The following is an 11,112-nucleotide window of genomic DNA, read 5'->3' on the forward strand; positions in this document are numbered from 1 at the left end:
TGTGACAGATGAAACTGGAGAATGAAAAGGATATTATTCAATTAGTAATGAATGATCAACAAATGATGGACATATTAAAAACAGCCAGCACATTGGAATTACCCGATTGGTGGATTTGTGCAGGTTTTGTCCGCTCCAAAATATGGGATACATTGCATGGATTCCAAAAGCGTACGGCATTAGGGGATGTCGATCTCATTTATTTTGATAATCTGAATATAAATGAAACAGATGAAAAACGATTGGAAAAATTGCTCTTTGAGGTAATGCCTGAAGTTCCTTGGTCTGTTAAAAATCAAGCAAGGATGCACTTGAAAAATAATCTTAATCCATACACAAGCAGCACCGATGCCATCTCGAAGTTTACGGAGACCGCAACAGCTTTGGGAGTTAAACTGGATCAAACGGGAAATATCCTTTTAACCGCACCGCACGGAATAGACGACGTTCTCCAATTGATTGTGCGCCCTACACCACTATTCAGGGATTCGGCGGAGCTGCTTAAAATCTATAACAAACGATTGGCCGAAAAGAACTGGAGCAATACATGGCATAGGCTTACCTTTAAAAATAAATAGAGGGAAGGCGTACAATGTGCGACGCTTTCCCTCTTCCTGCTCCTATTTATGCTTCTTGTTTCCTTAATGCTGAAAGCTCAGCGGCAGCTTTCCTCCTGGATGGAGTCATATTGAAGACAATATTTAAAGTGATTGCTGTCACGCTCCCCGCTACAATACCATTACTTGTTAAGATTTGAATGCCGGATGGCAGTTGAGCGAATATTTCAGGGACTACCGTTACACCAAGACCCATTCCGACCGAACAGGCAATGATCATTGAATTTTCCGGTGAATTTGTAATGACTTTCCCTAACATCTTAATTCCCTGTGCTATTACCATTCCGAACATCGCTATCATAGCGCCGCCTAATACAGCTGTGGGAATAATCGTTGTTAATGCAGCAATTTTCGGAATGAATCCCAATGTAATTAACATAGCACCTGTCACTAGAATAACCTTTCGCGATTTAACTCCAGTCATTTGCAGCAAGCCTACATTTTGTGAAAAGGCGGTATATTGGAATGCATTGAAAATTCCTCCAAGAAAAATGGCTAAACCTTCTGCCCGATATCCTTTTGATAAATCTTTTTCATCTAGTTTCTTTTCTGTAATATCACTTAATGCAAAATAGACACCAGTAGATTCAACAAGGGACACCATAGCAACAAGTACCATTGTGATAATTGCAGACCACTCAAATGTAGGCGAACCGAAATAGAATGGCTGCACCATATGGAAATAGGACGCTTCCGCTACTGCAGTAAAATCAACCTTACCCATACATGCCGCTACAATGGTACCTACTATTAAACCAATCAATATCGATATTGACTTTACAAATCCCTCAGCAAAACGATACATCAATATAATGAACAACAGTGTACCAAATCCCAGTGAAATATTTGTGAGAGAACCAAAGTCAGGCGCCCCCTCTCCACCACCTAAATTATTGATGGCTACTGGAATAAGCGTGATCCCGATAATCGTTACAACTGTTCCGGTGACCACAGGAGGGAAGAATCGAACCAACTTCCCGAAGAAGCCACTGATTAGTACAACAAATACGCCAGAGACGATGATCGCACCATAAATGGCTGAAATTCCATATTGGACTCCAATCGCAATCATTGGGCCGACAGCTGTAAACGTACACCCAAGCACTACCGGGAGACCAATTCCAAAATAGCGATTGCTGACGACCTGGAGGATAGTGGCTACACCACACATTAAAATATCAATTGCTACCAAGTACGTTAACTGCTCTGCTGTTAATCCCAGCGATTCACCAACTATAAGTGGTACCAAGATAGCTCCTGCGTACATGGCAAGGACATGCTGAAATCCTAGTGCTGCTGTTTTCATCTTGATGGAACCTCCTCTTTAAAAGTAACTTGGCCATTTATGAGTGAGTCGATTATTGCCAAGGATTCAACCTTAATCCCTTGTTCTTTAAGCAGGCTGCTGCCATTTTGGAATCCCTTTTCGATCACTATTCCCACTCCAGCAATTCTTGCCCCTGCTTGTTTCAAAATACCGATAAGTCCCAAGGCTGCTTGTCCATTCGCAAGAAAATCATCCATAATCAGTACTACATCATCACTTTTAATAAAATCTTTCGAAACAGAGATTTCATTTGATTCTTTTTTTGTGTAGGAATAAACTTCTGCTGAATAGAGATGGTCTGTCAATGTCAGCGATTTTCTCTTTCTGGCGAAGATAACCGGCACTCCCAATTCAAGCCCCGTCATTGTTGCAGGAGCTATTCCGGAGGATTCAATCGTTAATATCTTAGTTATTCCTGTATTTGCAAACCTCCCAGCGAATTCCTTGCCTATTTCCTGCATGAAGACAGGATCTATCTGATGGTTTAAGAATGCATCCACCTTCAATACGGAATCCGATAATACTTTGCCCTCATCTATAATCTTCTGTTTCAGTAGTTCCATGATAATCCCCTTTCAAAATCAAAAATAAAAAAGCCCGAAAATAGACTTCTACCATGACCATGATAAAAGCATATTTCCGAGCTTAAAAGACGAAAATAAATAAAATGATTCCACCAGTAATCCGGCGTCCTCACATTGTTGCACTGCTTTTCATAGTCGGTTCATTTACGGCAAACCGGTAGAAACTTGCAGGCCATATCCCTGCGATTATATGAAAATTCATTATTAGAATGTTATTAGTATAGCATGTCATATTTTAAAAACAAGCCGATTGATAAAGTTGAATCATTCAAATAATTTAGAGAAGGTATTTTGATAGATCGTTGTTTCATCTTGCTTATAATTCACAGGCACATCTGAGATTTTCTTTACTGCATCCGTATTCTTCCGTGAGTATTATTTCCATCAAATCAGCGGATCAGTAGCGCTTGCTAAATCCATTCCAAAAACTCAATTCGATTTCCAAATGGATCGTGCATATAGAATCTGCTTGCACCCGGCAGCTTCCAGTCAATCTCAAACTCGATTCCTTTGGCGGCTAAGTGAGCTTGCATTTTCTCAATATGTTTCACACAGATTGCCGGGTGCGCTTTTTTTGCAGGAATAAAAGGGTCCTCTATCCCGATATGGATTGCCACTTTTCCTTCCTGAAACCATACGCCGCCATTTTTCTTAAGGGTGTCCGGCTTTTCCATTTCTTTAAAGCCGAGTATGTCCCTATAAAATCCGCGTGCTTCTGACTCCGATCCAACTGGTGCAGCTAATTGAATATGATCAATTCTTTCATATAGAAATTCCATCTCAAGATAACTCCTTATTGGTAGGATAGCTTTATCATATCCTTTTTCACACCATACGTATAATACAGATTTATTATCAAAACTACGTAAGAATTGCTTATCACTAAACACAAAAAAACCAGCCTCCAATAACGGAAACCAGTCTATTATAAATTATGTATACAGGCCACAATTGCCGTATTGTTATAAAAAGTTTTAAACCACCACTTCGCAAAGTGGGTGTTCGCAGAAACCTTCTTGTCTTCCACATCTTTGGCGGCACGACATTCCAATTTCGATGTAAAACTCCCTATACATTCATTAGAGGTTAAAACTTAATTTAATACGTACATCGTAGCTTGTAAATTTATATTAACCTTTTTCACCTGAAATTACAATGGTAAATATTTACTATATCATGAAATAGAGACGCTAAAATAATAGCTCATATACCTCATTCAACTCTTTGACTCTGCTGTCATTTTGGACATTTCTTGCATAGTCGAGCTCATTTTCAAGTATCATATCCAGGTAGCTCATCTCGTCTCCATCCAGTTCATTAACAAACTTTCCTTCGCCGGCATAATTGTTAGCTTCCAATTTGCTTAATATTTGCTGGCACATATCACTCTCAATATAATTTGATAAAGATTCACGTAAATATCCCAGCGTATTATCGATGATTATCACCTCTTTGCTTATATCTTCGTATTTTTCTTTTTGGCTCGTTGTTCTAACTGTGACTTCGGCTGCTGATCTGCTGCATCTTCAGAAATTCCCTGTGGGTTGATACTTGAATTCACGCGCTCTTTGCTCCAGGTATTATTTTTCTTAGCCATATCAAACACCTCCACTACCTATTCTTTCAAAAAATAATCCATTTTATCCGGCAATTTTTCCAGCCATTATCTTTCTCCCAAAGCTTCATATTGGTCCCGTAATGAACGCTTAAGCACCTTTCCACTTGGATTCTTTGGCAGTTCCTCGGTAAAATCGACATATTTGGGGATTTTAAATTTCGAGAGTTTTTCTTTACAGAATTGAATCACTTCTTCTGTTGTCAAACTTACTCCGGGTTTTGGCACAATTATCGCTGTTACAGCTTCAATCCAATAGGCATCCGGAATACTGATAACAGCTACTTCTGAGACACCTTCAAGTTGATATATCGCCTCTTCGACTTCCCTGCTGGAGACATTCACACCACCAGTATTAATCATGTCTTTTTTACGGTCAACTATGGTAATATAGCCATCTTTGCCCATTACTCCAAGGTCACCGCTATGGAACCAGCCATTCCGGAAAGCTTCTGCAGTCTTTTCGGGATCATGCAGATATCCTTTCATTGCATGTGGTGTGCGGTGGACTATTTCGCCAATTTCTCCTCTTGGAACCTCTTTATCATTGTCATCGAAAATCTTCGTCTGGACATTTAAGATTGAGATTCCTGCAGAGCCTAGTTTGGATAACTGATCTTCCGGCTGCAATACGGTGACAAGCGGTGCTACCTCTGTCTGGCCGTAACAATTCCAAAGCTTAGCATTCGGCAGCCGATCCGTGAGCTCTTTAATCACTTCCATAGGCATAATCGCTGCACCATAATAGCATTTCTTCAAGCTTGATAAATCACGTTTATCAAAATCCGGGTGCCGCAGTAAGGCAATCCATACAGTCGGCGGACAGAATAATTGGGTAGCCTTTTCTCTTTCAATGGTTTCAAGTATGTTCTCTGGTGTTGCATTGTCTAATATTATACCGCTTGAACCGATATATACACTCGGACCGAGGAAAACGTGAAGCTGTGCACTGTGATAGAGCGGCAATGCATGGATTGCAATATCATCTGCATCCATCCTGGCATCGACAATCGCACTTACATATTCACTGATAATGCTTTTATGGGAGAGCATAACCCCTTTCGGTCTTGATTCCGTTCCACTTGTATAAAGTACATGTGCAAGATCGTCATCAGCAATATCCACATCGCTAAGTTCCGTTGTTTGTCCCTCCCTTAGCTTTGAAAGCGCCGTCCAGGAAGACAGCTCACCCATATAATCAGCAGACACATTCATTAAGTAGCGATGGCTAATCTCAAGCCGTCCAGTTGACTGATCAAGTACTTTCGCAAATTCTTCTGATGCTATCAGTCCACAGACTTCTGCATGTTCAAGAATATAACGTACATCTTCAGTGGTCAGCATGTAATTGATTGGGATCATCACTGCTCCAATGCGTGCCAGCGAGAAATTCACAATAACAAAATCCAAGCTATTTCTGGACATCACCGTAACCATATCACCTTTGCCTATTCCATCCATCCTAAATCCATTTGCAGTTTGATTTACCAGATCGTCCAATTCGGCATAGTTTAGCCGCTCATCATTGTAAGCGATTGCAAATTTATCCGGCATGCGATCACGGGTACGCGCCAGCAAATCTCCTAACGTATTTCTTCTTGCACGCTGCAAAAGCCGGTCAACATTCCCCAAAACATTCTCTCCGTTTTTCATCTAACCACTCCTCCTCTAAAATCAGCACACAAAACATCAGAATATTCACTCTCTTATACTATCATAGGAATAGGTGCCTGTCACTTCCCGGTTTTTGTCGAATTGGCTGTTGTTTTTGGAGAGCATAAAAGAAAAAACTAAGCTGGTTAGCTTAGTTTTGATTTCGTTATTTCAAATAGATTTTTCTGCTCGTTTTTTGACGTCTTGATTTCGGAGGGGTATAGCCGCGTTCAAAAATTTTCCCTTCTTTGAGATTGGATTGATTGATAAAATCTCCAACCGTTTCTGTCCCGGAATCCTCCATCGCTTTCATTAGAACCTTCGCTGCAACCCGGGCATCTTCCAATGCATGATGATGCTCAAACAGGATACCATGATGTGCTGCAAGTGTATTGAGTTTATGATTCTCAAGCTCTGGCCATATCTGTTGTGATATCTTCACTGTACAAAGATAATCCATTATCGGATATGGCAATTTAAAGAAATCCAGTGTATTGCGGATTACGCTCATATCAAAGCTTGCATTATGCGCAATAACCAAATTGTTCATAAGATATGGTTGAAGTGTCGGCCATAGCTCTGCAAATGTAGGAGCGTCTATCACATCTTCCTCACTAATTCCGTGAATATATGTATTGAAGGAGCAGAAACCAGTCAATGGGTTTATCAGGCTGTAGTATTCATCGATAATTTCATGTTCATTGGCAACTACAAGACCCACAGCACATGCACTATGACGCTTCTCATTAGCCGTTTCAAAGTCAATGGCAACAAAATTCAAGGCATTCCTCTCCTTTTTCATTTATATTTATATATCTGGATTCCAAACCAGTACAAAGCCTCATTACGAATCAGCCTTGCAGCTTGGCTGTCGACACAAAGTCGAACCAAAAATCTGCTATTTAAAAACCGCCTTAGACTTCCATTATATCCCAGTTTGTGACAATCCCCAATAACTTTTCACTTTTTGTACCTTTTCTGGTGATCAGCAATGCCTCGATGCGGATCCCTTTTCCAATCTGTTCCTTGAAAATCTCAATTGCTTCATATACAGAGGTACCACTTTTTATAAATTTATAGTTATCTCCTGTTTCACATTGCAATATATCTGTCAATCGAGCATCCAGCACCGGTTCAGAACTATTCCTTAAACCTTTTGCCAGCCACTTGGTAATCCCCTTATGCGTAATTAATCCCAGAAATTCATCTCCCTTATAGATGGGAAACTTGGTAATCCCTTTTTGATTCACGACCTCCAGCATATTTGCCAAGGGTTCATCCTGTTGAAACACTACAACTTCCTTCATAAAAAGCGGGTCGACTTCTCTAGGCTGCGTGAGCTCCCTTTCGATTCTCTCAACTTGCTCAACGACAGAATCATGTGGTTCAGCAATCGCAAAAGCCACATCAATCTTATTATGGACAATGGCATTCCGAAGTTCAGCATATTCTAATAGATCATCCGTGTATCGCTTAATGACCGCATTTTCATCCCGAAGCACTCTGACTGCTCTTGAAAAACCCATTTCCTTCTTAATAAGCAATGATTTCAATACTTTTTCAATCCGGTTAAATGCTGATAAGAATCTTTCTGAGTTACTATACATGAGAAATTCTCCTATAATCGCTTTTTGAAAATCACTTAATTCTTTCTATTTTTCAATGCATCAATGAACATGTTGATAAATCTCTCATCGTCAATATCTGTACAAATTTCCACATTGGGAGCTTTCTTTAACACATTGTTAAAATCACAAATTGTCTGTCCATAACTCAATTCGCTTTTTGTTTCGACGTCAACATAATACTTGGCGGTCTTAACCAAAGAAGGATCCAGAACCACCCCAACCGTCAGCGGGTCATGTAAGGCACAACCATTAATCCCGCTGCTCTCTGTATATGCCCGTAGTGAATCCGTACTTTTCATTACAAAATCGTAATAGCGAGTCCCTTTAAGCTTTTCAATATGCTCTAATGAAAGGAATGTTTTCATGGTGACATCCAGGCTTACCAATTTAATTGGCAGTCCTGAGTGAAAGACAATCCTTGCAGCCTCTGCATCCGCAAAAATATTGAATTCAGAAGTCGGGAGCACGTTGCCTCGTCCACTTTCGGAAACGAGTCCACCCATCATCACGACCTGTTTGACCCAATCAGCGATCCTCGGTTCTTTGCGTACGGCGAGAGCCAGGTTTGTAGCAGGTCCGACCATGATTAATGTTAGTTCACCTCTATGTATACTGGCCTGTTCTATTATAAAGTCTGCAGCGAATTGACTGCCACTGCTGCTATCATCGACCGACACATCATTTAGTGACATGCCTATACCGTCTTCCCCGTGTACCTGGAACTCATGATGTGCCTCTTTCAATAGTGGTCTGTCAGCTCCCTCGAAGACTCTTATCGTATCGTTGCCAGCATGCTTTAAAACCTTCTTTGTATTTCTTGTAACGTAATCAAGGGGAACATTTCCATTTACAGCGGTTATCCCAAGAATATCCAGTTTACGGCTTTCCAATGCAAATAAAATCGCAAGCGCATCATCAATCCCAGTATCTACATCCAGTATTACTTTTTCCATCTGACCAACTTCCTTCCAACCCCGTACCTTCACAACGAAAGCATGTTATTTTTTGAAATAGACAATCCCATTTTCAGTTTTGCGATGTATCTTGCCTATCGATTCCAAATAAATTAATCTCGTTAGCGTTGCCATAAAAGAACTCAAATAAATATAAATATTTAACTTACTATAGACGTCCTCGCATAATTCCTTTGCAGTCATTTGTCTATCCGCTAGGTGTTCCAGGATTTGTTCCAGCCGATAATAATGTCTATCCATTATATCCTGAACTCGCAGATCTAAGTCAGAAATTATCTCCCCATGACCCGGCAAAGTAATAGTTGCCGGAAAATTCTTCATGACAGCAAGTGAGCCGAAGTATTCCTTCAGTGGATTTAATTCCTCTCCTGTCCAAAGACCGATTACTGGTGAGATATCTTTTAATACATGATCACCGATAATCATCACCTTGTTATCAGAATGGTAAAATCCATATTGATCCGGCGCATGGCCCGGTATCCAGATGACTTCGTAAAAATCATTTCCAAGTTGGATCATTTCATTTTCCTCAAAAAATCCATCTGGTTCAAAATCGTATATAAAGGAATCATCCTCCAGTTTGTCAGGTAAACCTGGCCCGCCATGTCCTTTAATTAAATGACTCAGCTTTTCTTTTCTGCCAATAAAGTCACGGCCCTTCAGCATTTCCTTATATCCAAGCTTTGAAGTAAAAATGGGAACACCGATTTGCTCCTGAAACCATTTGGCAAGACCAATATGATCCTGATGTGTATGCGTCAACACTACCTTTTCAATCGTAATCCCTGATTTCAGCACTGCTTTCCAAGTATCGATTGATTCTTTTGAGTATGTTCCTGTATCGATAATCGTGTAGCCTTTAGCCCCTTTAATCAGATAGCAGTTCACTTCACGCATCCCGCCCGGAAAGCGAACAACCAGTTTTTCTATGTTTTCTGTGATTTCTTTCAGCATAAAAGTCCCCTTTTCACCTAACCCAGCAGCACTTATTACTTTTTAAATCTTCTACTTCCCATTTTATCGTTACTGCTTTTAAATGCAACTTTCATTAACCACATCACATCTAAGCAGCCCGATTTAAGAGCATCAATCAATTCATAAATTGAATGAACTGCCTACCGAGTGTAACTGCCAAGGAATTGGAAACACATTAATGGCGATAGATATGAAAATTATCATGCAAAAACGCAAGGTCGCGAAATAACGCCCTTGCGTTTCTTTAAATGTTCAAACTGCTACACATTGGTATTTCAAAAACAGCTATGTTCAAGAAAATAGCCCTGGTTGATAGCAATCCCCATTTTTATCCTGCAGTATTTCAAATAAGTTCTAGTCTTTATAGCGGATTCAATATCCGCTGCAGAAATTGCTTGGTGCGTTCTTCCTTCGGTGCCCTCAATACTTCTTTGGGATGGCCCTGTTCTACAATATAGCCTCCATCCATAAAGAGCACTTCATCAGAGACTTCTTCTGCGAATTGGAGTTCATGGGTAACAATGACCATTGTCCAGTTTTCCTTTGCAAGATCCTTGATCACCTTCAAAACCTCTCCAATTAATTCTGGATCCAGTGCAGAGGTTGGTTCATCGAACAACATTAATTCCGGCTCCATTGCCAGCGCTCTCGCAATCCCGACCCGCTGCTGCTGACCGCCGGATAACTGATGCGGATAAAGATTCAGTTTATCCTTCAATCCAACTTTTTCCAGCAAGCCTTCAGCATGTTCTTTCACTTCTGCTTTATTTCTCTTTTGAACAATGTATGGGCCTTCTGTGACGTTTTCAATAGCGGTCTTATGCGGAAACAGATTATAAGACTGGAACACCATTCCCGATTTTCTTCTTAATCGCAAAATATCCTGTTTTGTGATTTTCTGTTCGAAATCCAGCTTAAAACCATCCTCAAAAGAATATATACCACTGTTCGGTTGTTCGAGAGCATTTAGGCAGCGCAAAAGCGTTGTTTTCCCAGATCCAGAGGGTCCTATGATGGAGAGAACCTTTCCTTTTTCAATTCCTACATCTATGTTTTTCAATACTTTTTGTTCACCAAATGATTTTGCCAGCCCTTTTACTGAAAGATACATGTTTACTCTTCCTTTCTACTTTGCGGTATACCGATCAAGCCTTTTTTCAAAACCAGCCTGGACAAGTGATAATATAAAACAGATCATCCAGTAAATAAGCGCCGCCTCGACATATAACAAGAGAAAATCATAGGTTCTCGCCGCTATTTCCTGCGCCCTGCGGAACATTTCCGATACAAGAATTAACGATGCCAATGATGTATCTTTCACTAAGCTGATAAATGAATTTGATAAAGGCGGTACAGAAACTCTTGTCGCTTGCGGAAGAATGATTCTTCTTAATGCTGTCATCTTCGTCATTCCTATTGTGTACGCCGCTTCCCATTGCCCATTTGAAATGGAAAGAATCGATGCGCGAATAATTTCCGATGCATATGCCCCAACGTTCAATGTAAATGCAATAATGGCACTAGGAAATGGATCTATTGTCAAACCGATGCTTGGCAGACCAAAAAATATAATAAATAACTGTACAAGTAATGGTGTACCTCTTATTGCCGAAACATATATAACGGCTGGAATTCGAAATATAGATGATTTAGAGAGCCGCATCATCGCCGTTAATAAAGCCAATACTAAGCCCAACACAAAGGAAATAAGGGTGAGCGGGATTGTATACTGTATTGCT

13 protein-coding genes, 1 other RNA gene and 1 riboswitch are annotated in these 11,112 nt (G+C 40.3%); of the genes, 1 reads left to right on the top strand and 13 read right to left on the bottom strand.

What is annotated here, in order from left to right:
- Positions 1-8 precede the first annotated feature (8 nt).
- Positions 9-578: a nucleotidyltransferase family protein gene (locus tag OMHG_RS08995; RefSeq protein WP_010650244.1), complete on the top strand. Its 570-nt coding sequence runs from the start codon at positions 9-11 to the stop codon at positions 576-578.
- Between the two features lie 46 nt (positions 579-624).
- On the opposite strand, the gene OMHG_RS09000 is transcribed toward OMHG_RS08995, so the two are convergent.
- The 13 genes from OMHG_RS09000 to OMHG_RS09050 form a co-directional block, all read right to left on the bottom strand.
- Positions 625-1,923 carry a nucleobase:cation symporter-2 family protein gene (locus tag OMHG_RS09000; protein WP_010650245.1) on the bottom strand — a complete coding sequence of 433 codons (1,299 nt, stop codon included), beginning with the start codon at positions 1,921-1,923 and terminating at the stop codon, positions 625-627.
- Positions 1,920-2,507 (bottom strand): xanthine phosphoribosyltransferase, encoded by a 588-nt coding sequence (locus tag OMHG_RS09005; RefSeq protein ID WP_010650246.1) that lies wholly within the window; start codon positions 2,505-2,507, stop codon positions 1,920-1,922. The genes OMHG_RS09000 and OMHG_RS09005 overlap by 4 nt, the downstream gene beginning before the upstream one ends.
- Positions 2,508-2,640: 133 nt before the next feature.
- Positions 2,641-2,742: riboswitch (purine riboswitch) on the bottom strand.
- A 196-nt stretch (positions 2,743-2,938) separates the two neighbouring features.
- Positions 2,939-3,307: a VOC family protein gene (locus OMHG_RS09010; protein WP_010650247.1), complete on the bottom strand. Its 369-nt coding sequence runs from the start codon at positions 3,305-3,307 to the stop codon at positions 2,939-2,941.
- 159 nt (positions 3,308-3,466) lie between these two features.
- Positions 3,467-3,650, bottom strand: a non-coding RNA gene (ssrS, locus tag OMHG_RS17905) — 6S RNA.
- A 68-nt stretch (positions 3,651-3,718) separates the two neighbouring features.
- Positions 3,719-3,967 carry a hypothetical protein gene (locus tag OMHG_RS09015; RefSeq protein ID WP_044476886.1) on the bottom strand — a complete coding sequence of 83 codons (249 nt, stop codon included), beginning with the start codon at positions 3,965-3,967 and terminating at the stop codon, positions 3,719-3,721.
- A 17-nt stretch (positions 3,968-3,984) separates the two neighbouring features.
- Positions 3,985-4,125 carry a small, acid-soluble spore protein L gene (gene sspL, locus OMHG_RS17910; RefSeq protein WP_010650250.1) on the bottom strand — a complete coding sequence of 47 codons (141 nt, stop codon included), beginning with the start codon at positions 4,123-4,125 and terminating at the stop codon, positions 3,985-3,987.
- A gap of 66 nt (positions 4,126-4,191) precedes the next feature.
- Entirely contained in the window at positions 4,192-5,796 is a 1,605-nt protein-coding gene (locus OMHG_RS09020; protein WP_010650251.1) for an acyl-CoA synthetase, read from the bottom strand.
- 166 nt (positions 5,797-5,962) lie between these two features.
- Positions 5,963-6,598, bottom strand: a complete 636-nt coding sequence (locus OMHG_RS09025) for a 3'-5' exonuclease (RefSeq protein ID WP_237566167.1) — start codon at positions 6,596-6,598, stop codon at positions 5,963-5,965.
- Positions 6,599-6,710: 112 nt separating this feature from the next.
- Positions 6,711-7,403 (bottom strand): CBS domain-containing protein, encoded by a 693-nt coding sequence (locus tag OMHG_RS09030; RefSeq protein ID WP_010650253.1) that lies wholly within the window; start codon positions 7,401-7,403, stop codon positions 6,711-6,713.
- Positions 7,404-7,438: 35 nt separating this feature from the next.
- Complete coding sequence (locus OMHG_RS09035; protein ID WP_010650254.1) at positions 7,439-8,377, bottom strand: nucleoside hydrolase; 939 nt, start codon at positions 8,375-8,377, stop codon at positions 7,439-7,441.
- A 45-nt stretch (positions 8,378-8,422) separates the two neighbouring features.
- Complete coding sequence (locus OMHG_RS09040; RefSeq protein WP_010650255.1) at positions 8,423-9,352, bottom strand: MBL fold metallo-hydrolase; 930 nt, start codon at positions 9,350-9,352, stop codon at positions 8,423-8,425.
- A gap of 382 nt (positions 9,353-9,734) precedes the next feature.
- On the bottom strand, positions 9,735-10,484 hold the full coding sequence (locus OMHG_RS09045) for an amino acid ABC transporter ATP-binding protein (protein ID WP_010650257.1): 750 nt from the start codon (positions 10,482-10,484) through the stop codon (positions 9,735-9,737).
- A gap of 15 nt (positions 10,485-10,499) precedes the next feature.
- Positions 10,500-11,112: amino acid ABC transporter permease (locus OMHG_RS09050; protein WP_010650258.1), on the bottom strand; the 613-nt coding region annotated here is incomplete at its 5' end.

The sequence above is a fragment of the Oceanobacillus massiliensis str. N'diop genome (assembly GCF_000285495.1).
In the GTDB taxonomy this organism is placed as follows: domain Bacteria; phylum Bacillota; class Bacilli; order Bacillales; family Amphibacillaceae; genus Oceanobacillus; species Oceanobacillus massiliensis.